Here is a 20,249-nt window from a genome sequence, read left to right on the forward strand (position 1 = left end):
CGCGCGGTGGGAGCGTGCAGGAGTCCGCGTTCCCACCGGCGAGGGGTGTGAGAACCATGACCACCGACGATCTGCTGGCGCGGCACCGGGCCGTGATGCCGTCCTGGATGCCGCTGTACTACGCCGAGCCGATCGAGATCGTCGCCGGATCCGGTCGCCGGGTCACCGACGCGCAGGGGCGCGGTTACCTGGACTTCTTCGGCGGTGTGCTGACGAACATGCTCGGCTACGACGTCGCCGAGGTGAACGAGGCGGTGCGCCGCCAGCTCGACACCGGGGTGGTGCACACCTCGACCCTCTATCTGATCCGGCAGCAGGTGGAGCTGGCCGAGAAGATCGCCGCGCTCTCCGGCATCCCGGACGCCCGGGTCTTCTTCACCAACTCCGGCACCGAGGCGAACGAGGCGGCGCTGCTGGTCGCCACCAACCACCGGCGGTCGAACCAGATCCTGGCGGTGCGCAACAGCTACCACGGCCGGTCGTACGCGGCGATGGGGATCACCGGGCACCGGAGCTGGTCGGCGAGCAGCCTCAACCCGCTCCAGGTGAGCTGGCTGCACTCCGGTGACCGGCTGCGCGGCCTGCTGGCCCGGCTCGGCCCGGACGAGTACGTGGAGGCGGCCGTCGACGACCTGCGCGAGGTGCTGGCCACCCAGACCAGCGGGGACGTGGCCTGCCTGATCGCCGAGCCGATCCAGGGGGTGGGCGGGTTCGTGGCCCCGCCGGACGGGCTATTCGGCGCGTACAAGAAGGTGTTGGACGAGTCCGGCATCCTGCTCATCTCCGACGAGGTGCAGACCGGGTGGGGGCGGACCGGCGAGCACTTCTGGGGCTACCAGGCGCACGGCGTCACGCCGGACCTGCTCACCTTCGCCAAGGGCATCGGCAACGGCTTCGCCCTGGCCGGGGTGGTCGGCCGGGCCGAGGTGCTCGACGAGGTGCACGCGGTCTCCTTCTCCACCTTCGGCGGCAACCCCGTCTCGACGGCGGCCGGCAACGCCGTCCTGGACTACCTGCTCGCGCACGACCTCCAGGCCAACGCCGCCCGGGTCGGCGCGGTGCTCCTCGCCGGGCTGCGCGAGCTGGCCGACCGGCACGCCGTGGTCGCCGAGGTGCGCGGCAAGGGGCTGATGCTCGGCGTCGAGTTCGTCCGGCCCGGCAGCACCGAGCCCGATCCGGCGGCCACCAACCGGGTCTTCGAGGAGTGCCGGCGGGGCGGCCTGCTGGTCGGCAAGGGCGGCCTCTACGGCAACGTGCTGCGGATGGGTCCGCCGCTGACGCTGACCGAGGAGGAGGCCCGGGAGGCGCTGGGGATCCTCGCCGGGGCCGTCGCGCTGGTCGACGCCGAGGCGGTCGCGGTCGCGGACCGGGCGGGCTAGCCGGGGGGCCGGTCCGCCGAGGCGGCGGCGGGCACCGAGCGGAGCAGCCGGAGCAGTCCGGCGCCGACCAGGTACGCGACCAGCGCGCCGGTCGGCAGGCCGAGCAGGTATTCGCCGCTCTTCGGGGCGACGTTGTTGCTGAAGAGCCCGACCACGGTCGCGGCGAAGCCGAACACGACGAGGAGCAGCCGGGGCAGTGGACGGGCGAGGGTACGGCACAGCGCCGCCGGCATGGCCCGGGGCCGGCTGGACGGGCGGCGGGAGCCGCGCAGTTCGATCCGGCCGAAGACGGCGACCAGCAGCGCGAGTACCCCGGCCAGCATGATCAGCCAGGGGATCCGCCAGAGCCACCAGGTGGTGCTGCCGACCCGTGGGGTGGGCAGCGCACCGAGCGCGTCCAGCGCGCCGGCCAGCAGGATCACGGCGGTGAGGTGCCAGAGGAAGATGGTCAGCACCACCGAGTTGACCGCGACGACCAGCATCCAGGGGCGGGTCCGGTGCAGCCAGCGCTCGGCCCGGGCCCGGAGCAGCATGATCAGTCCGAGCTGCGCGGTGGCCAGGGCGAGCAGGGCCAGGCTCGGCGGCGACATGTTCTGGATCCGCTGGTCCGGCTGGTTGATCATGCTGGTCGGGTACGGGCCGACCAGGGTGAGCAGCAGCAGCGCGGCGAGCCCGACCACCAGCAGCGGCCAGCCCAGCCGGGGGCGCATCGGCAGGGTGCCGGTCCGCCAGGCGAACCCGACCTGGTGCATGGCGAGCCAGCCGAAGAGGAAGTTGCCGTACCCCAGCCGCTCCTCGCCGAGCAGCCGGGCCAGGTCCCCGAGGGCGAGCAGCCCGAGCAGTACCGCCGGGACGACCAGGCCGTACCGCTGGTGCAGGGCGAACATCACCGGGGTCAGCAGCACCACGCAGAGGTACGCGGAGAGGAACCAGAGCGGCACCGTGGCGTACCAGACGACCTCGCGGACCTGGTGCGGGCCGGCGCCGAGCAGCCGGGCGCCGAGTGCGGCGAGGGCGAGCAGCACCAGCAGTACGGTGGTGGGCCGGATCAGTCGTCCGCTCCGGGCGGTCAGCCAGCCGCCCGCGTCGCCGCCCCGCCGCCGGTGACCGGTCAGCGAGGCGGCGTTGGCGTAGCCGCCGACCAGGAAGAACAGCGGCATGACCTGGAAGAACCAGGTGCCCGGCCGGGCCCAGGTGATGTCCTCCAGGGCGTTGTGGCCGCGCAACCGCCCCGCGTCGTCGTCGAGGACGGCGATCAGCCAGTGCCCGATCACCACCAGGACGATCGCCACCGCGCGGAGCAGGTCGACGTAGCGCTCCCGCTCGGCGGGCGTGCGGCCGGCGAGGTCCCGCAGGCGGCGCATGTGGTCAGGCTATCTACTCCGTCGGGCCGCCGACGCGCTATGCGGCAAGCCGGGGTGGATTGCCGGTCCGTAACGGTTCGGCCGCCGGGGCTTGCTGCCGGCACCCTCTTCCGTAAGAATCCTTCAGTAACTTTCCGTTAAGTGAAGACAAGCAACAGCGTCACGTGCAGACAACACCAGTGCCGAAGTCGTCCCACCTGTCGAAGCAGCACCACCCGACCCGATGACCCCGAGCCTCGTTGGCGGGCGCCGCCTCCACCGGCTGTGGCGTCCACCTGGACCGGATCCGAGGAGAAGCTATGAAGAGGCGTGACATCCTCCGTCGTACCGCCGCGGCCGGCCTGCTGGCCGTCCCCGCCACCGGCCTGCTGACCGGTTGTGCCCTCGGCGGCGACGACGACAACAGCGGCGGCGAGTCGCTCGAAGGCACGAAGAGTGAGCAGAACCCACTCGGCGTCAAGGAGGACGCGCCGCTCGAGGTGGTCATCTTCAATGGTGGTTTTGGCGAAGAGTATGCCAAAGCCCACCAGGCGATGTACACCGAGAAATATCCAAAGGCGACGATCAAGCACTCCGCCACGCAGGAGATCAACAAGACCCTCCAGCCCCGCTTCGTCGACGGCAGCCCGCCGGACGTGGTGAACAACTCCGGCGGCGGCCAGATCGACTTCAACGGCCTGGTCTCGCAGAACGCCCTGGCCGACCTCGGCGAGCTGCTCGACGCGCCCAGCCTCGACATCCCCGGCAAGAAGGTCCGGGACACCCTGCTGCCCGGCGTGGTGGACGTCGGGTCGTACGACGGGAAGTTCCTGGTGCTCAGCTACGCGTACACCGCGTACGGCATCTGGTACTCCACCAAGCTCTTCGCCGACCGGGGCTGGCAGTACCCGAAGACCTGGGACGACCACATCGCGCTCTGCAAGCAGATCAAGGCCGCCGGCATCGCCCCCTGGACGTACGCCGGCAAGCACCCCCGCTACATGAGCTGGCCGGTCATCTCCACGGCGGTCAAGTTCGGCGGCCCGGACGTGGCGAAGGCGATCGACAACCTGGAGCCGAACGCCTGGAAGTCCGAGGCGATGAAGGCGGCGGCGGACGCCTGGTACCAGATCGTCAAGGACGGCTTCATCATGCCCGGCTCGCCCGGCCTCGACCACGTGCAGTCGCAGACCGAGTGGTGCCGGGGCAAGGCCGCCTTCATCTCCTGCGGTTCCTGGCTGGAGAGCGAGCAGGCCAAGGTCACCCCGGCCGGCTTCAACATGTCCGTCGCGCCGACGCCCAGCCTCGGCAGCGGCGACAAGCTGCCGTTCGAGGCGATGCGCGGCACCGCCGGTGAGCCGTTCATGGTGCCGGCCAAGGCCAAGAACCGGGCCGGCGGCCTGGAATACCTGCGCACCATGCTCTCGATGAAGGGTGCCCAGGACTTCACCCGCAAGGTCTCCAGCCTGACCGTGGTGGCCGGCTCGACCGAGGGCATCGACCTGCCGTTCGGGCTGAACACCGTGGTCAAGGCCCTGGACGCCTCCGGCAGCAACGGCTTCAACTGGGTCTACAACAACTTCTACCGCAAGCTGGAGCGCGAGCTGGTGGACGCCGCCTGCGGCGAGTTCTTCAGCGGCCGGACCACCCCGGCGGAGTTCCTGGACCAGTGCCAGAAGGGCGCCGACCAGATCGCCGGGGACAGCAGCATCAAGAAGTACAAGCGCCAGTAGGCGGTCGGGTCGTCGTCGCGGGGTCGGCCGGTGCCCGGTCGGCCCCTCGGCGCGGTTGTCGCGGGGACAGGTCTTCCCGCGTGGAGTGGGCAGGATTCGTCCCGTGAAACATGGCAAGTATCCGCTGATCATCACCTTCCTGGTGCCGCCGCTGCTGCTGTACGGCGTCTTCGTGCTCTCGCCGTACCTCCAGGCGTTCCAGATCTCCACCACCAACTGGCTGGGCTACTCGGCCAGCGCCGACTACGTCGGGATGGAGAACTTCGCCAACCTGCTGCGCGACGGCGCGATGTGGAACGCGGTCAAGAACAACGCGATCCTGCTGGCGCTGCTCCCGGTCCTGACCATCGGGCTGGGGCTCTTCTTCGCCAGCATGCTCAACATGGGCGGCCGGCGCGGCACCGCCGGGGTGGTCGGGGTACGCGGCTCCGGCGCGTACAAGCTGGTCTACTTCTTCCCGCAGGTGCTCTCCGTGGTGATCATCGCGCTGCTCTGGAAGGAGGTCTACCACCCCAACAACGGGCTGCTCAACGCCACGCTGCGCGGCATCGGGCTGCCCGCGCCGACCTGGCTCGGCGATCCGCGTACCGCCTTCTGGGCGGTGCTGGCGGTGATGGTCTGGAGCAACGTCGGCTTCTACGTGGTGCTCTTCGGCGCGGCCATGCAGGCCATCCCGAAGGACATCTACGAGGCGGTGATGCTCGACGGCGCCTCCCGGTGGACCACGCTGACCAAGGTCACCATCCCGCTGCTCTGGGACACCGTGCAGGTCGCCTGGATCTACCTGGCCATCGCCGCGCTGGACGGGTTCATCCTGATCCAGCAGATGACCGACGGCGGGCCCAACCACTCCTCCGACGTGATCGGCCTGCGGATGTACAACACGGCGTTCGGCAGCGAGACCAAGTTCGGGTACGCCTCGGCGATCGGCGTGGTGATGTTCTTCCTGACCCTGTCGGTGGCGGTACTGGCGCTGCGGGCCAGCCGCCGGGACCGAATCGAGTACTCGTGACGACCCTGGAAACCCCCGCCTCGGCTCCGCCCACCGTCGGCCCCGACCGCCGGCCCGGCACCGGTGACCGGCCACCCCGCCGCGAGCTGGGCGTGGTGAACGTCTTCTCGCACGGCTTCCTGCTGATCTGGGCGCTGCTGACCACCCTGCCGCTGCTCTGGGTCGTCGTCAGCTCGTTCAAGAGCGACGGCGAGATCCTCAGCGACCCGTGGGGGCTGCCCGGCGCGCTGCGCTTCGAGAACTGGGCGCGGGCCTGGACCGAGGCCCGGATCGGGCAGTACTTCCTCAACAGCGGCATCGTGGTGGCCGGCTCGCTGACCCTGACCATGCTCTTCGGCGCCGCCGCCGCGTACGTCTTCGCCCGCTACGAGTTCCGCTACCGGCAGGTGTTCTACTACCTCTTCGTCGGCGGGATGATGTTCCCGGTCTTCCTCGCCCTGGTGCCGCTCTTCTTCGTGGTCCGCAACGCCGGGCTCTTCAACAACTGGGTCGGGCTGATCCTGGTCTACGCCGCCTACTCGCTGCCGTTCACGGTCTTCTTCATGACCGCGTTCTTCCGGACCCTGCCGACCTCGGTCGCCGAGGCGGCCCTGATCGACGGCTGCGGGCACTTCCGGCTCTTCTTCCGGGTGATGCTGCCGATGGCCAAGCCGGGCCTGGTCAGCGTGGCGATCTTCAACTTCCTCAGCCAGTGGAACCAGTTCATCCTGCCGCAGGTGCTGATGCAGGGGGACGAGTCGAAATGGGTGCTCGCGCAGGGGCTCGCGGCGTTGGCGGTCAGCCAGGGCTACCAGGGCGACTTCAGCGGGTTGTTCGCCGGGCTCACCCTCGGGATGCTGCCGGTGCTGGCGGTCTACGTGCTGTTCCAGCGCCAGATCCAGTCCGGGCTGACCGCCGGCCAGTTGAAATAGCGCCGGCGGCTGCGGACGGTCCGGGGACGACGTGCCGGGGTCGGGTCGGGGCGGGGCGCCGCCCGGGTCAGCCGGCGGCCGGGCCGAGCAGCCGGCGGTGCAGCTCGGCCGGGTCGGTCAGCTCGGGGAGCGCCCGGGCGGCCAGCCAGGCGGCGCCGAGCGCGCCGTCCCCGGCGCCGTGCAGCGGCGCGTCCGGCCAACGCGCGGCCAGCGCCGGGCGTACGGCGTCGGCCAGCGGGTTGTCGCCGGTGAGCAGTCCGCCGCCGAGCACGATCGGGGTGTCCGACCCGGCCGGCCGGATCCGTTCGACGTTGCCGGCGAGCAGCCGGGCGGCCTCGGCGAGCAGCGCCGTCGCCGCCGGGTCGCCGTCCCGGTCGGCCCGGATCACCAGCGGGGCGAGGGCGGCCAGTTCGACGGCGGGGCGCCGGGTCACCGTCTGGACCAGGATGTCGACGGTGTCCCGGGGCCGGGGGGCGACCTGTGTCGAGCCGAGCAGCTCGGTGAGCACGAGGGTGCCGAGCGGGCCGGGTGGGCGGTGCCGGTCGAGGTCGGCGAGCGTCTGCCGGACGGCCTCCCGACCGAGCCAGAAGCCGCTGCCGGCGTCGCCGAGCAGCCAGCCGTGGCCGTCGGCGACCCGGTCCAGCGCCATGTCGCGTACCTCGGCGGCGATCGCCCCGGTGCCGGCGATCAGGATCGTGCCGTCCGGTTCGGCGGTGCCCGAGGCGTACGCGACGAGGGCGTCGCCGAAGATGTCGTACCGGCAGCGCAGCCCGACCTCCTGCCAGACCCGGTCGAAGGCCAACCGGCCGACCGGGTCGGCGAGCAGCCGACCCGCTCCGGCCAGCCCCATGGCGCCGGCCCAGACCAGTCCCGGGTCGATCTCGGCGAGGGCGTCGGTGAGCGCCACCCGGAGCTGTTCGGCGGCCCGCTCGGCGCCGTGGCTGGTCGGGTTGCCACCGCCGCCGAGCCCGGTGCCGAGCCGCTCTCCGGAGAGCGAGACCACGGTGGCCCGGGTCGAGGTGCCCCCGATGTCGAGCCCCACCACCATGCCGTCGGACATGACCGGCAACCACCTTCCCGCCGCGGAGTCGATCGGCGTCCATGCTGGTCGGTGCGGCTGTCCGGGGCAAGCCTCGGCGGTCCGGCACCGGCGCCGCCCAGGTAACAGTTTGAAAACTTCACCCATCGTCTTGACAAGGAGGGGGGCTTAGTAAGAACTTTTACCACTAACAGTTAACTTCCTTTTCCGAAAGGCGTGCCCATGGTCGAGCAGGAGGCGGACACCATCGCGGGGACCGCGGTGGTCGACGCCGAGCGCGACCGCCGGGCCGCCGCCGGGCTCTCGTCCGCGGACAGCGTGCTGCTCCGGGTCCGGTCCCGGCTCACCGAGTTCACCGGTGCCCTGCAACGGGTCGCCGAGCAGGTGCTCAGCGACCCGTCCGCCGCCGCCCGGGCCACCATCGTCGAGCTGGCGGAGCGCAGTGGCACCTCCCCGGCCACCGTCACCCGGTTCTGCCGGGCGCTGGGCTTCGAGGGCTACGCCGACCTGCGGCTCGGCATCGCCGCCGAGACCGGCCGGGCGCACACCGCCGGCTGGACCGTCGACATCGGCCGGGAGATCCAGCCGACCGACCCGCTGGAGCGGGTGCTCGGCCAGATCATCGCGGCGGACACCCAGGCCATGCACGACACGGCGGCGCTGCTGGACCTGACCGAGGTCGAGCGGGCCGCCGAGGCGATCGCCGGAGCCGCCCGGGTGAACATCTTCGGCGCCAGCGGCAGCGGGCTGGTCGGCACCGAGATGCAGTTCAGCCTGCACCGCATCGGCGTCGCGGCGTGGGCCTGGAACGACGTACACGAGGGGTTGGCCGGGGCCGCGCTGCTCCGCACGGGCGACGTCGCCCTGGGCATCTCGCACACCGGCCAGACCCGCGAGACCATCGAGACCCTCGCCGAGGCGGGCAGCCACGGCGCGACCACGGTGGCGCTGACCGGGTTCCCCCGGTCGCCGCTGGCCGAACTGGCCGACATCGTGCTGCTCACCGCCAGCCAGGCGACCACCTTCCGGCCGGACGCGCTCTCCGCCCGGCACCCGCAACTCGTCGTGCTCGACCTGCTCTACATCGCCGTCGCCCAACGCACCCACGACCGGGCGCACGCCGCCTTCCAGCGGACCGCCCGGGCGGTGGGCGGGCACAAGGCGACCAAGGAGGCGCGGCCGTGACACGCATCCGACACCGACCCGTCGGGCAGGGGCCGCCGCTGGCCACCCCGGCCCGATCGCTCCCCCGGGAGCGAGTAACCGCACCGCTGGCAGGTCCCGGTCATCCGGAGTCGTCCGGCTGGCCCGACCCGATTCTCAACTGAGGAGATGAAGATGTCCGCAACCTCCGACAACACGTCGGACCGCGTTGATCCGTCGACCATGACCGGACCGGACCTGCCGGCGGCGCTGGGCAGCAGCCGCCGTACGGTGCTGCGCCGGGCCGCCGCCGCCGGACTGCTCACCATCCCGGCCGCCGGACTGCTCGGGGCCTGCGCCACCGGCGGGGACGACGAGGGCAGCACCGAGCAGGAGACCGGGGAGAAGAGCGCCACCAACCCGCTCGGCGTCAAGGAGGACGCCGCGCTGGAGGTGATCATCTTCAACGGCGGCTACGGCGAGAAGTACGCCACCGACGTGCACGAGAAGCTCTACAAGACGGCGTTCCCGAAGGCGGAGATCAAGCACCAGGCCACCCAGGCGGTCTCCACGGTGCTCCAGCCCCGGTTCACCGCCGGTGACCCGCCGGAGTTCGTCAACAACTCGGGCGAGAAGTTCCTCGACTTCGGTGCCCTGGTCAACGACAACCAGCTCCAGGACCTGACCGAGCTGTGGGACGCGCCGTCGGTGGACGACCCGAACAAGAAGGTACGGGACACCGTCATCCCCGGCGTGGTCGAGCAGGGCATGTTCAACGCCAAGGACGGCAGCCGCAAGCCGTTCGTGCTCTACTACGTCTCCACCGTCTACGGCATCTGGTACTCCGGCAAGCTCTTCAAGGACAACGGCTGGACCGTGCCGACCACCTGGGAGCAGTTCACCGCGCTCTGCGACCAGATCAAGGCCAAGGGCATCACCCCGTTCGGCTACGCCGGGGCGAACGCCGCCTACTACATGTGGAACGTGATCCTGACCCAGGCCGCCAAGGTCGGCGGGCCGGACGTGCTGAAGGCGATCGACAACCTGGAGCCGAACGCCTGGAAGGCCGAGCCGGTGATCCAGTCCGCCAAGGCGTGGGCCGAGATCGGCGCCAAGTACGGCGACAAGAGCTTCGAGGGGCTCAAGCACACCGACGTGCAGCTTCGGCAGAACCAGTACAAGCTCGCCTTCTACCCCAGCGGTGACTGGCTGGAGAACGAGCAGAAGAAGGACACGCCGGCCGGCTTCGAGTACCAGCTCATGCCGGTGCCGAGCCTGACCGCGGCGGACAAGCTGCCGGCCGGTGCGATCCGGGCGGCCGGCGGCGAGGGGTACTTCGTCTCGGCCAAGAGCAAGAACCCGCGCGGTGGCATGGAGTACATGCGGCAGATGCTCTCCAAGGCGGGTGCCCGGGGCTTCACCGAGACCGTCGGGGCGGCCACCGTGGTGCCGGCCGGCAGCGAGGGCTACTCGTTCCCGCCGGGCGTGGCCAGCTCGCAGGCGGCGCTGAAGGCGGCCGGGGCGAACGTCTTCAACATGATGTTCGACAACTGGTACAAGGAGCTGGACACTGAGGCCCGGACGGCGACCAACGAGCTGATGTTCGGCCGCGCCACCGCCGAGCAGTGGGCCGACCGGATCCAGAAGCGTGCGGACGCCATCAAGGGCGACAGCAGCGTCGCCAAGTTCTCGCGCTGACGACCGGAATGGAGTGATCATGCGGCAGGGCAAGTACCCGTTCGTGATCGGCTTTCTCTTCCTGCCGGTCACCATCTACGCGGTCTTCGTGATCGCGCCGTACGCCCAGGCGTTCCAGCTCGCGATGACGAACTGGCGGGGGATCGGCGCGCCGGAGTGGATCGGGTTCGAGAACTTCCAGCGGCTCTTCAACGACACGGCCTTCTGGAAGGCGGTCCAACACCACGGGATACTGCTGCTTGCCCTGCCGCTGATCACCATCGCCATCGCGCTCTTCTTCGCGTTCCTGCTCAACGTCGGCGGTGGCAGCAAGGGCGGGCAGCGGGTCGGGGTCCGGGGGTCCGCCTTCTACCGGGTGGTGTTCTTCTTCCCCCAGGTCCTAGCGGTGGCGATCATCGCCGTACTGTTCCAGATGGTCTACCGGCCGGACGAGTCCGGCCTGATCAACGGCGTACTGACGAAGATCGGGCTCGATCCGGTCTTCTTCCTGATCAACCCGAACCTCGCCCTCTGGTCGATCATCGGGGTGCTGGTCTGGCAGGCGGTCGGCTTCTACGTGGTGCTCTTCTCGGCCGGGATGGCGTCGATCCCGACCGAGATCTACGAGGCCGCCGAGATCGACGGGGCCACGAAGGTCACGCTCTTCTTCCGGGTGACCCTGCCGCTGCTCTGGGACACCCTCCAGGTGGCCTGGGTCTACCTCGGCATCGCCGCGTTCGACGCCTTCGCCATCGTCGCGGTGCTCTCCGTCGACAGCGGCGGCCCGGACGGCGCCACCACGGTGCTCGCGATGGAGATCTACCGCAACGCCTTCGTCTACGGCCGGGCCGGTTACGCCTCGGCGATGGGCGTGGCGCTGTTCTTCCTGACCATCACGTTCGCGGCGCTCGCGCTGCGGGTGTCCAAGCGGGAGAGCATCGAGTACTGAGATGGGACCCCAGATGACGACACAGACCGAGCGCCCGGTGACCGGGCCGGTGCACAGCAAGCCGGCCGCCGGGGCCGGCAAGGGCCGGGACCGTCGGGTGAAGTCCGAGGTACGGCTGCTCTCCAGCCTGGGTCACGTGGCCCTGGTGGTCTGGGCGGTGATCGTGATCGTCCCGATCCTCTGGACCTTCCTGGCCTCCTTCAAGAACACCGCGGAGATCTTCAGCAGCCCGTGGACCCTCCCGGCCGAGCTGCGCTGGGAGAACTGGGGTCGCGCCTGGACGCAGGCCCGGGTCGGCAAGTTCTTCGTCAACAGCGTGATCGTGGTCTCCTGCGGTGTCTTCGGCACCATGCTGCTGGGCTCGATGGCCGCGTACGTGCTGGCCCGCTACAAGTTCGTCGGCAACCGGGTGATCTACTACCTCTTCGTCTCCGGGCTGGCCTTCCCGGTCTTCCTCGCCCTGGTGCCGCTCTTCTTCGTGGTGGACAACCTCGGCCTGCTCAACACGCACACCGGGCTGGTCCTGGTCTACATCGCGTACTCGCTGCCGTTCACGGTCTTCTTCCTGGCCGCGTTCTTCAAGACGCTGCCGACCTCGGTGGCCGAGGCGGGGATGATCGACGGCTGCTCGCACACCCGGCTCTTCTTCCAGGTGATGATGCCGATGGCGAAGCCGGGGCTGATCAGCGTCGGGATCTTCAACATCATCGGGCAGTGGTCGCAGTACCAGTTGCCACTGGTGCTGCTCTCCAACGCCGAGGACAAGTGGGTGCTCACCCAGGGCATCGCCGACATCTCGGTCAACGCCGGCTACGAGGCGGACTGGTCCGGCTTGTTCGCCGCACTGACCATGGCGATCCTGCCGATGATCCTGGTCTACGCGATCTTCCAGCGGCAGATCCAGTCCGGCCTCACCGCCGGCGCGATCAAGTAACCCGGCCGACCAGCTCGCCAGGGAACCCCGAGGGACCGGCACCGGCCGGGGCGCCCCAGCAGACCGGGCCCCGATCTCTCACGAGGAGATCGGGGCCCGAATCCCCGGGCGATGTTGGAGGGCCGGGTCGGCATCCTGCCGGGCCAGTCATCATGAACGCATGCCACTGCTGGTCCCACCGGCCCTGCCCGCCGACTCGCTGCGGGCGATGCGTCAGCCCCGGCTCACCGCCGACGGCGGGCTGACCCTGCGGCCCTGGCGCGCGGACGACGCCGCCACCGTGCGGGCCGCCTTCGACTGTCCGGAGATCCAGCGGTGGCACCTGCGCCGGATGGACAGCGACGCCGAGGCGCGGGACTGGACGGCGCAGTGGCCGGCCCGCTGGGCGGCGGAGTCGGACGCGAGCTGGGCGGTCGTCGAGGGGTCGGCCGACCGGCCGGTCGGTCAGGTCGGGCTCCGCAACGTCTCGCTGGTCGAGGCGACCGCCGAACTGTCGTACTGGGTGCTGCCCGGCGCGCGGGGCGGTGGCGTCGCCGGGCGGGCGGTCTCGGCGCTGACCCGGTGGAGCTTCGACGTGCTGGGCCTGAACCGGCTGGTGCTGCTGCACTCGATGGCGAACCTGGCCTCCTGCCGGGTGGCCGGCAAGGCGGGCTACCGCACCGAGGGGACGCTGCGGCGGGCCATGCTGCACCTGGACGGCTGGCACGACGTACACCTGCACGCCCGGCTGCGCGACGAGGGCGACGGCGCGGCGGCCCGCACCCGGTGAGCGCGGCGGTGACCCGAACAGGCCGGTCGAGCACCCCCGCTCACCCGGTTCCCACGAGGTGCGGTCGTATCCGGGCGACACGACGGCGCCGACGGACGAGCTGACCAGGAGAGGGCGAATTCCGCCCTCAGGGCGTACACCGGAGTGCCCGGCTGGGGTCGGCCGGCGGGGGATGTCGGTCGGTGCGGGCAGAATCGTCTTCGTGCTGGTGGCGGTGGTCCGGGACGAGGACGGCGACGGAGGTCTGCTCCAGCCGCTGCACCCGGACGGCCGGCCCGCCGGAGGCGTCGAGCGGGTCGCCGACCTCGGCGCGGCGGTCGAGGCCCGGGAGCGGGCCGACCGGCCCCGCTGGGTCTGGGCCTCCACCGCCGCGATCTATCCCGGGCTGCTGCGCCAGGGTCACCGGGTGGAGCGCTGCCACGACGTCGAGCTGACCGAGGCGCTGCTGCTCGGCCGGGACGGGCGCTGGGGGGAGCCGCGCGGCCTGGCCGCCGCGTGGGCCCGGCTGACCGGCGCGCCGGTGCCGGCCGATCCGCCGCCCCGGGCCGCCGCGCCGCCCGGTGCGGCGCAGGCCGCGCTCTTCGAGGTGGTCTCCGGGCCGCCGCCGCTCGGCATCGACGCGCTGGTCCGGGTGCACGCCGACCAGCAGGCCCGGATCGCGGCGGCGCCGCAGCCCGGTCGGTTCCGGCTGCTGGTCGCGGCCGAGTCGGCGGGCGCCCTGATCGCCGCCGAGATGAGCGCGACGGGGCTGCCGTGGCGGGCCGACGTGCACGACGCGCTCCTGGTCGACCTGCTCGGCGAGCCGTCGCCGGTGGGCGGGCCGCCGCGCCGGCTGGCGGAGCTCTCCGCGCGGATCGCCGCCGCCTTCGGGGTACGCCAGCTGCACGCCGAGTCCCCCGCCGAGCTGCTCCGCGCCTTCGCCCGGGCCGGCTACGACCTGCCGAGCACCCGCGCCTGGGTGCTGCGCGGGATCGACCACCCGGCGGTTCCGCTGCTGCTCGAATACAAGGAGCTCTACCGGATCTGGACGGCGCACGGCTGGGCCTGGCGGGACGCCTGGGTCCGGGACGGCCGGTTCCGTCCGGAGTACGTTCCGGCCGGGGTGGTCTCCGGGCGGTGGGCGACCCGGGGCGGCGGCGCGTTGCAGATCCCGAAGGTGGTCCGGCGGGCGGTGCTGGCCGATCCGGGCTGGCGGTTCGTGGTCGCCGACGCCGGCCAGTTGGAGCCGAGGGTGTTGGCGGCGGTCTCCGGGGACGCCCGGCTCGCCGCCGCCGGTGGCGCGGGTGACCTCTACACCGCGCTGGCCCGGGAGAGCTTCGGCGGTGACCGGGCCCGGGCCAAGCTGGCGCTGCTCGGCGCGATGTACGGCCAGACCGGCGGCGAGGCGATCCCCGCGCTGGCGGTGTTGCGCCGCAGCTATCCGACCGCCTTCGAGTACGTCGAGGCGGCGGCCCGGACCGGCGAGGGTGGCGGGCTGGTCCGGTCGTGGCTGGGGCGGACCTGTCCACCCGCCTCGGTCTCGGTGCGGGAGTCGGAGGAGGGGGAGGGGCCGGTGGTGGAGTCGGCCGACGTCGACCCGTTCGGGCCGCGGGCCCGGGCCGCCGCTCGGGCCCGGGGCCGGTTCACCCGCAACTTCGTGATCCAGGCGACGGCGGCGGAGTGGGCGCTGACCCTGCTCGCCGGGCTGCGCAACGGGTTGGCCGGGCTCGGTGCCGAGCCGGGGGCGGGCCGTCCGGAGCTGGTCTTCTTCCAGCACGACGAGGTGCTGGTGCACTGTCCGGCGGAGCGGGCCGACGAGGTGGCGGGGCTGGTGCACGAGGCGGCGGGGCAGGCCGGGCGGCTGCTCTTCGGCGAGACGCCGGTACGGTTCCCGCTGGACGTCTCGGTGGTGGACTGTTACGCAAATGCGGCATAGTTGCGAATTGGTCCGATTAGTGCCGATACCTGGGTCCCGTCCGCTCGTTGGGACCGTTGTGCGCGCGGCGGGGGTCGCGCGACCGGCGGAAGGTGACAGCGCTGAGTCGGATCGCAGGAATGATCATCGCCGCGGGCGGGGGACGCCGGATCGGCGGCCCGGAGGCGTTGCTGCACCAGGGGGAGCGACCCCTGGTGAACCAGGTACTCGACACGATGCGGGCGGCGGGCTGCGGGCCGCTGGTCGTGGTCCTCGGGGCCGCGGCCGAACAGGTACGCGCCACCGCCGACCTCTCCGGGGCGACGGTGGTGGTGAACCGCTCCTGGGGTACCGGGATCGGCTCGTCGATCCGGCTCGGCCTGGACGCCGTACCGGACCGGCGGATCGAGGCGGTCGTGGTGGTCCCGGTGGACATGCCGGGGCTGACCGAGGCGGCGGTACGCCGGGTGGCGGCACTGCCCTATCCGGAGGCCCTGGTCTGCGCCACCTACGACGGGTTGCGCGGCTATCCGATGCTCTTCGGTCGCCGGCACTGGGCCGGGATCGCCGCGCTGGCCAACGCCGACGTCGGGGCCCGGCCCTATCTGATGGCCCACAAGGACGAGATCGTCGACATCGCCTGTGACACGGTGGCGGACGGCAGCCGGGCGAACACCCCGGAACTGCTCGCCGCCTGGGGGCTGACCGTCCCGGTCCCGGCCCAGCGGGTCGCCGTCTGAGTCCGGCGGTGCCGCCGCGACCCGTCGTGGCGGCACCGGCCGGCCGGTGGCAGCGGCGCCGGCCCGACCCGGGACGGCTCCGCCGATGCCGCCCGGGTCAGACCTCGATGTTGAACCGCTCCAGTACGGAGGGTGCGACCAGGCCGACCGCGGAGAGGATCGAGATCACCGTGAAGGCGCCGCGCAGCACGATCGTCTCCACCTTGCCGCCCACCTTGACGGCGATCCTGTTCGGGATGCCGATCATCATCCACATCCGCCGCTTGATCGGCACCGGCCAGAGGATCGGCACCCCGTTGCTGGTGATGATGTCGCCCATGATGTGCACGAAGCAGCCGACCCCGACCGCCAGCCCCAGCATCGGATAGCCCCGGTCGCCGGGCAGGTGCAGGAAGGTGAAGTACGCCGCCGCCAGCGACACCAGGGTCACGATCACCCAGCCGGCCCGCTTCGCCCACTCGTCGAAGAGCCCGCGCAGCGCCAGGCCGATCATGAAGAAGAGGATCCCGATCACGGCCCACTTGCCGTACGCGGTGCAGAGCGCGGTGGTGCCCCAGCCGACCAGGAAGGTGAACGGCAGCGTGTGGGTCAGCGTACGGTGCCCGTTGCTCCGGTGCGGATCCTTGCTCAGCTTGGTGGCGTGGTAGACGCCGAGGGAGATCTTCTCCATCACCTCGGCGAAGAAGAGCGAGACCACGCCGAAGGTGCGGGCGACGGTCGCGCCGCCCTGGTTGCGGGTGACCTTGCCGGACATGTCGAGGTCGGGGAAGAGTGCCCCGCCCGCGCAGACCGCCGTGCCGACCGCGATCGCCAGCGGCGACTGCTCGTAGCCGGCGAAGTAGTCCAGTCCCCAGGACCCGGCCAACCAGACCGCGGCACCGGACAGCGCATGGGATGGCCCCATCATCGTCGTGCATCCTCCCCCGGGTACATCCCGCACGGCTGGCGACACTGTGCCAAACCGGAGATCGCTAGGCAATCACCGTTTGATCCACAGTGCTGTCACCGACGTCACGGTCCACTCCACCGCCTCGCGGGGGCGTGGTCAAACGCGTGTTCGACTCGGATCGCCGGGCAGGTCAACGGTGGTCCGCGCCGCAACGTGCCCGGACGCTCCGGGCGGCGCGGCGACCCTCGGAAAACCGTGTCGGCAACCGGACTCCGGCGTGTCGCCGGGGCGGGGCACGACCGGGCTCACCCGACCGGCCGGAAGCTGGTCTGCACCATCCGCAGGTAGCTCTGGTTGACGCCCCAGTCGAACTCCCGGGTCAGCCAGGAGACGGTGTACGCCCGCCCGGCCGACGTGTTGATCAGCATCCGGGCGGCCTGCACCCGGACGCCGTGCGCGTTGGTCCACCGGCACTCCCAGATCGCCCCGCCGCCCCGGATGTCCAGCGGCGCGATGTCGACCTGCTCGTACCCGGCCAGCAGGCCGGCGCCGATGAGCCGCCGCTCCTCCGCGAGCCAGTACCGCTCGCCGTCCGGGGTCGCCGGGGTGCTGGGATCGATCGTGATCATCCGTCCGGTGCCGATCACCGGCTCCCGGAAGCAGACCACCCTGCCGTCGGTGTACCGGCGCCAGCCGACCGGTACGGCGATCCGGAAGCCGGCCGCGTCGGTGTACCAGGTCCAGTGCTCGACGAGGCCGAACCGTTCGTCCGGCGGGCGCGGCGCGGGGGTCACCGGCACGGTCTGCTCCGGCGGCGGCGCACACGGGAACGCCCGGCCCACCTTCGCGGCCGGTCGGCTGCCTGACGCCTCCGGCGGGGCCTCGCCGGTCCGCTTGGCCCGCAGCGCCACGACGGTGCCCAGCCCGGCCAGCAGGGTCAGGGTCAGCGCGGTGGCTCCGATCCGGGAGACCGGCCCGCCGAGACGCCGTCGGCGGCGGCTCCGGTCCGGCGGTTCCGGCCGGTCGGGATCCGGTCCCGGCTCCGCACCGCGCCGCACACCCCGGACCGGGTGCGGCAGCCGCTCCGCGACATCCGCTCCGGCCGGCTCCGGCCAGCCGTCGGGATCGGAGAGTCCGGCGGAGCCGGCCGCCGCGTCCGGCTCCGAGAGTCCAGTGGAGCTGGCCGCCGCGTCCGGCTCGGAGGGTCCGGCGGAGCCGGCCGCCGCGTCCGGCTCCGAGAGTCCGGCGGAGCTGGCCGAGGGGTCCGGCTCGGCCTGCTCGTCCGGCCGGCCCCGACCGTTCGGCTGCGCCGGCCAGGCGGCGCGCTGGTTCGGCTGCGGGCGCCGGTCCGGCTGCGCACGCTGGTTGGGCGGCCGTCGCCGGGCCGGTCGGGGAGCGTCGGCCGGGGCCTCCTCCGTGGCGGGCCGGCCGGCGACCGGCGGCCGGCGGGCGAGACCACGGCCCAGGGCGAGCGGGTACCGGCCGGAGCGGGGCGGCGGATCGGTGATCTTGCGCAGCATCCGTTCCACCTGGTCGGCGGTGAGGCGCTGCCGGGGATCGCGACGGAGCAGTCCGGCCAGTACCGGGCGGAGCGGACCGGCCAGCCGGGTCGGATCCGGCGGCGCCACCGCCAGCGCGGTCAGCGTGGCCATCGTGGTCGGTCGGCGGTACGGCGACCGGCCCTCCACCGCCGCGTAGAGGGTGGCGCCGAGCGACCAGAGGTCCGACTCGACGGTGGACGATCCGTCCGCCGCCCGCTCCGGCGAGACGTACTGCGGTGACCCGATCACCACGCCGTCCCGGGTCAGCGCCCCGTCCCCACCGTCCACGGTGGCCAGCCCGAAGTCGGTGAGCACCACCCGGCCGTCCTCGGCGATCAGCACGTTGTGCGGCTTGACGTCCCGGTGCAGTACCCCGGAGGAGTGCGCGGCGCGCAGCGCGGCCAGCACCGCCAACCCGACCTCGGCGGTACGCACCGGCGACAGCGGTCCGTCCGAGTCCAGCACCTGCTGGACCGAGCGGGACGGGACGTACTCCATCACGATCCACGGGGAGTCGCCGTCCTGCACCACGTCGTAGACCCGGACCACGTTGGGGTGGTTGAGCCGGGCGGCGATCCGCGCCTCGCGCAGCGTCCGGCAGCGCACCTCGTCGCGCTCGTCCGGGGTCATCCAGTCCGGCGGCACCACCTGCTTCACCGCGACCAGGCGGTGCAGCATCTCGTCCTGGGCCAGCCAGACCCAGCCCATCCCGCCCGCGCCGATGGTGCGCAGCAGCAGGTAACGATCGGCGATCCGCTCCTGATACACCGTCCGCGTCCCCTCTGATACCCGCCGTACACGATAGCGAGCGGACGGTGTTCCCCGCATCAACTCTCGCGGATGGACACCGGTCGGGGACGGTGCGCGGCGGGCATCCGGCGGGGGTCAGCAGGCGGCGCCGTCGAGGGCCAGCAGGTTCCCCTCGGGTACGACGATCCGCCCCGTCCCGCCCCCGGCCCGGGTCCGCGGCGCCGGGCCGGCGTTCGCCGCGCTGGCGTAGACGGCGGCGGTCCGGGCGGCGATGCTGGCCCAGCCGTACCGTTCGGCGACCATGGTGCGGGCCCGGCGGGCCACCCGGCGGGCGAAGACCTCGTCGCCGAGGAGCGAGTCGACGGCACCGGCCAGCGCGTCCGGGTCGCTGTGCGGGAAGGTCACCCCGGTCACCCCCGGCTCGACGATCTCGGCCAGCCCGCCGGTGGCGGCTACCGCCAGCGGGGCCCCGGCGGCGGCCGCCTCCAGGGCGACCATCCCGAACGGCTCGTAGAGGCTCGGCACCACCGTGGCGTCGGTGGCCGCCAGCACCGCCGGCAACTGCCGCTCGGTCATGAACCCGGCGAAGCGTACGCTCCGGTCCAGCCCGAGCCGGTGCGCCTGGTCCTGCAACTCCTGCCGGTACGGCCCGTCCCCGGCGATCACCACCCGCAGCTCCGGGTGCCGCTCCCGCAGTCTCGGTACGGCGTGCACCAGGTGCTGTACGCCCTTCTCGTAGACCAGCCGCCCGGCGAAGCCGACCAGCGGGCCGGCACCGGCGTACCGCCTGCGGGCGGCGGCGACCGCCCGGGGCTGGGCCGACCAGGCCCGGTCGTCGACCCCGTTCGGCACCACCTCGACGTGCCCGTCCGGGAGCCCGAAGAGCGCCTTCACCTGGTCGCGCATGTAGCCGGAGCAGGTGATCACCCGGTGCGACTCGTGGCCGAGCCAGTGCTCGACCGAGTGGATGGTCCGGTTCATCTCGTCCGGCAACCAGCCCTGGTGCCGGCCCGCCTCGGTGGCGTGGATCGTGGTGACCAGCGGGATGTCCAGGTGGTCGGCGAGGTTGATCGCGGTGTGCGCGACCAGCCAGTCGTGGGCGTGGATCACGTCGTAGTCGGCGGTCCGGGCGGCTCGCAGGGCGGTCCGGGTCAGCGTGTGGTTGAACGCCATCGTCCAGGCCAGCAGACTCGGGGTGGCCAGCGGGAAGCCGACCGGGTCCTCCGGGGCGCGCAGCACGTGCACGCCGTCGACGTACGCCTCGACCGGTGCGCCCTCGCCGTGCCGGGTGACCACCGTGACCTGGTGCCCGGCGGTGGCGAGCGCGGTGGCGAGCGCGTGCACGTGCCGGCCGAGCCCGCCGACCAGCACCGGCGGGTACTCCCAGGAGAGGATGAGTACCTTGCGCGGGCGGGCCGCGGGGAAGTTGACGACCTCGGCGTTCGGTGACATGGCCCGGCCCCCTTTGAATTGATTCCCACGCAGGCGCGTAGAGACACCTGTTACGGGTGCCTACGCGTCATTGGTTGGGGCCAATACTGCCGGT

16 protein-coding genes are annotated in these 20,249 nt (G+C 72.0%); 11 read left to right on the top strand and 5 right to left on the bottom strand.

All coding sequences use genetic code 11. From position 1 onward, the window contains the following. Positions 1-56 precede the first annotated feature (56 nt). Positions 57-1,379, top strand: a complete 1,323-nt coding sequence (locus C6361_RS25090) for an aspartate aminotransferase family protein (protein ID WP_107269192.1) — start codon at positions 57-59, stop codon at positions 1,377-1,379. On the opposite strand, the gene C6361_RS25095 is transcribed toward C6361_RS25090, so the two are convergent. Continuing rightward, the gene (locus tag C6361_RS25095; RefSeq protein WP_107269193.1) at positions 1,376-2,743 is read right to left on the bottom strand and encodes an acyltransferase; all 1,368 of its coding nucleotides are present in this window, start codon (positions 2,741-2,743) and stop codon (positions 1,376-1,378) included. The genes C6361_RS25090 and C6361_RS25095 overlap by 4 nt on opposite strands. Before the next feature lie 299 nt (positions 2,744-3,042). On the opposite strand from C6361_RS25095, the gene ngcE (C6361_RS25100) reads away from it, so the two are divergent. The 3 genes from ngcE (C6361_RS25100) (at position 3,043) to C6361_RS25110 (ending at position 6,378) form a co-directional block, all read left to right on the top strand. Further along, positions 3,043-4,455, top strand: a complete 1,413-nt coding sequence (gene ngcE / locus C6361_RS25100; RefSeq protein ID WP_107269194.1) for an N-acetylglucosamine/diacetylchitobiose ABC transporter substrate-binding protein — start codon at positions 3,043-3,045, stop codon at positions 4,453-4,455. 103 nt (positions 4,456-4,558) lie between these two features. Beyond that, entirely contained in the window at positions 4,559-5,467 is a 909-nt protein-coding gene (locus C6361_RS25105) for a carbohydrate ABC transporter permease (protein WP_107262982.1), read from the top strand. Positions 5,468-5,472: 5 nt separating this feature from the next. Next, positions 5,473-6,378 carry a carbohydrate ABC transporter permease gene (locus tag C6361_RS25110; protein ID WP_369931452.1) on the top strand — a complete coding sequence of 302 codons (906 nt, stop codon included), beginning with the start codon at positions 5,473-5,475 and terminating at the stop codon, positions 6,376-6,378. A 67-nt stretch (positions 6,379-6,445) separates the two neighbouring features. Here C6361_RS25110 and C6361_RS25115 read toward each other — a convergent pair whose 3' ends face one another. Further along, positions 6,446-7,438, bottom strand: coding sequence for an N-acetylglucosamine kinase (locus tag C6361_RS25115; RefSeq protein ID WP_107269195.1), 993 nt, complete (start codon positions 7,436-7,438; stop codon positions 6,446-6,448). Between the two features lie 201 nt (positions 7,439-7,639). Here C6361_RS25115 and C6361_RS25120 point away from each other — a divergent pair, with 201 nt between their 5' ends. From C6361_RS25120 to C6361_RS25150, 7 genes are all read left to right on the top strand, one after another. Continuing rightward, positions 7,640-8,602, top strand: a complete 963-nt coding sequence (locus C6361_RS25120) for a MurR/RpiR family transcriptional regulator (protein WP_107262979.1) — start codon at positions 7,640-7,642, stop codon at positions 8,600-8,602. A gap of 153 nt (positions 8,603-8,755) precedes the next feature. Continuing rightward, positions 8,756-10,258 carry an N-acetylglucosamine/diacetylchitobiose ABC transporter substrate-binding protein gene (ngcE, locus tag C6361_RS25125; RefSeq protein WP_234358987.1) on the top strand — a complete coding sequence of 501 codons (1,503 nt, stop codon included), beginning with the start codon at positions 8,756-8,758 and terminating at the stop codon, positions 10,256-10,258. 19 nt (positions 10,259-10,277) lie between these two features. Further along, positions 10,278-11,186, top strand: a complete 909-nt coding sequence (locus tag C6361_RS25130) for a carbohydrate ABC transporter permease (protein WP_107271164.1) — start codon at positions 10,278-10,280, stop codon at positions 11,184-11,186. Between the two features lie 13 nt (positions 11,187-11,199). Continuing rightward, positions 11,200-12,120 (top strand): carbohydrate ABC transporter permease, encoded by a 921-nt coding sequence (locus C6361_RS25135; protein ID WP_107271165.1) that lies wholly within the window; start codon positions 11,200-11,202, stop codon positions 12,118-12,120. A 160-nt stretch (positions 12,121-12,280) separates the two neighbouring features. After that, positions 12,281-12,889 carry a GNAT family N-acetyltransferase gene (locus C6361_RS25140; RefSeq protein WP_107269196.1) on the top strand — a complete coding sequence of 203 codons (609 nt, stop codon included), beginning with the start codon at positions 12,281-12,283 and terminating at the stop codon, positions 12,887-12,889. A gap of 172 nt (positions 12,890-13,061) precedes the next feature. Beyond that, a complete protein-coding gene (locus tag C6361_RS25145; RefSeq protein WP_107269197.1) occupies positions 13,062-14,804 on the top strand; it encodes a bifunctional 3'-5' exonuclease/DNA polymerase in 1,743 nt (580 codons plus the stop codon). Positions 14,805-14,923: 119 nt separating this feature from the next. Beyond that, positions 14,924-15,523, top strand: a complete 600-nt coding sequence (locus tag C6361_RS25150; protein WP_107262974.1) for an NTP transferase domain-containing protein — start codon at positions 14,924-14,926, stop codon at positions 15,521-15,523. Between the two features lie 97 nt (positions 15,524-15,620). Here C6361_RS25150 and C6361_RS25155 read toward each other — a convergent pair whose 3' ends face one another. From C6361_RS25155 to C6361_RS25165, 3 genes are all read right to left on the bottom strand, one after another. Then, positions 15,621-16,430, bottom strand: a complete 810-nt coding sequence (locus tag C6361_RS25155) for a metal-dependent hydrolase (RefSeq protein WP_107262973.1) — start codon at positions 16,428-16,430, stop codon at positions 15,621-15,623. 287 nt (positions 16,431-16,717) lie between these two features. Beyond that, complete coding sequence (locus tag C6361_RS25160) at positions 16,718-18,721, bottom strand: serine/threonine-protein kinase (RefSeq protein ID WP_159079468.1); 2,004 nt, start codon at positions 18,719-18,721, stop codon at positions 16,718-16,720. Between the two features lie 117 nt (positions 18,722-18,838). Continuing rightward, positions 18,839-20,155 carry a glycosyltransferase family 4 protein gene (locus C6361_RS25165; protein WP_107269199.1) on the bottom strand — a complete coding sequence of 439 codons (1,317 nt, stop codon included), beginning with the start codon at positions 20,153-20,155 and terminating at the stop codon, positions 18,839-18,841. Positions 20,156-20,249 lie beyond the last annotated feature (94 nt).

The organism is Plantactinospora sp. BC1 (assembly GCF_003030345.1).
GTDB lineage: Bacteria > Actinomycetota > Actinomycetes > Mycobacteriales > Micromonosporaceae > Plantactinospora.

What these genes read in the sequence shown, in the direction of transcription:
- C6361_RS25090 (WP_107269192.1), top strand. Translation starts at nt 57, where the DNA reads ATGACCACCGACGATCTGCTGGCGCGGCACCGGGCCGTGATGCCGTCC.
- C6361_RS25095 (WP_107269193.1), bottom strand. Translation starts at nt 2,743, where the DNA reads ATGCGCCGCCTGCGGGACCTCGCCGGCCGCACGCCCGCCGAGCGGGAG.
- ngcE (WP_107269194.1), top strand. Translation starts at nt 3,043, where the DNA reads ATGAAGAGGCGTGACATCCTCCGTCGTACCGCCGCGGCCGGCCTGCTG.
- C6361_RS25115 (WP_107269195.1), bottom strand. Translation starts at nt 7,438, where the DNA reads ATGTCCGACGGCATGGTGGTGGGGCTCGACATCGGGGGCACCTCGACC.
- C6361_RS25120 (WP_107262979.1), top strand. Translation starts at nt 7,640, where the DNA reads ATGGTCGAGCAGGAGGCGGACACCATCGCGGGGACCGCGGTGGTCGAC.
- ngcE (WP_234358987.1), top strand. Translation starts at nt 8,756, where the DNA reads ATGTCCGCAACCTCCGACAACACGTCGGACCGCGTTGATCCGTCGACC.
- C6361_RS25130 (WP_107271164.1), top strand. Translation starts at nt 10,278, where the DNA reads ATGCGGCAGGGCAAGTACCCGTTCGTGATCGGCTTTCTCTTCCTGCCG.
- C6361_RS25135 (WP_107271165.1), top strand. Translation starts at nt 11,200, where the DNA reads ATGACGACACAGACCGAGCGCCCGGTGACCGGGCCGGTGCACAGCAAG.
- C6361_RS25140 (WP_107269196.1), top strand. Translation starts at nt 12,281, where the DNA reads ATGCCACTGCTGGTCCCACCGGCCCTGCCCGCCGACTCGCTGCGGGCG.
- C6361_RS25145 (WP_107269197.1), top strand. Translation starts at nt 13,062, where the DNA reads ATGTCGGTCGGTGCGGGCAGAATCGTCTTCGTGCTGGTGGCGGTGGTC.
- C6361_RS25150 (WP_107262974.1), top strand. Translation starts at nt 14,924, where the DNA reads ATGATCATCGCCGCGGGCGGGGGACGCCGGATCGGCGGCCCGGAGGCG.
- C6361_RS25155 (WP_107262973.1), bottom strand. Translation starts at nt 16,430, where the DNA reads ATGATGGGGCCATCCCATGCGCTGTCCGGTGCCGCGGTCTGGTTGGCC.
- C6361_RS25165 (WP_107269199.1), bottom strand. Translation starts at nt 20,155, where the DNA reads ATGTCACCGAACGCCGAGGTCGTCAACTTCCCCGCGGCCCGCCCGCGC.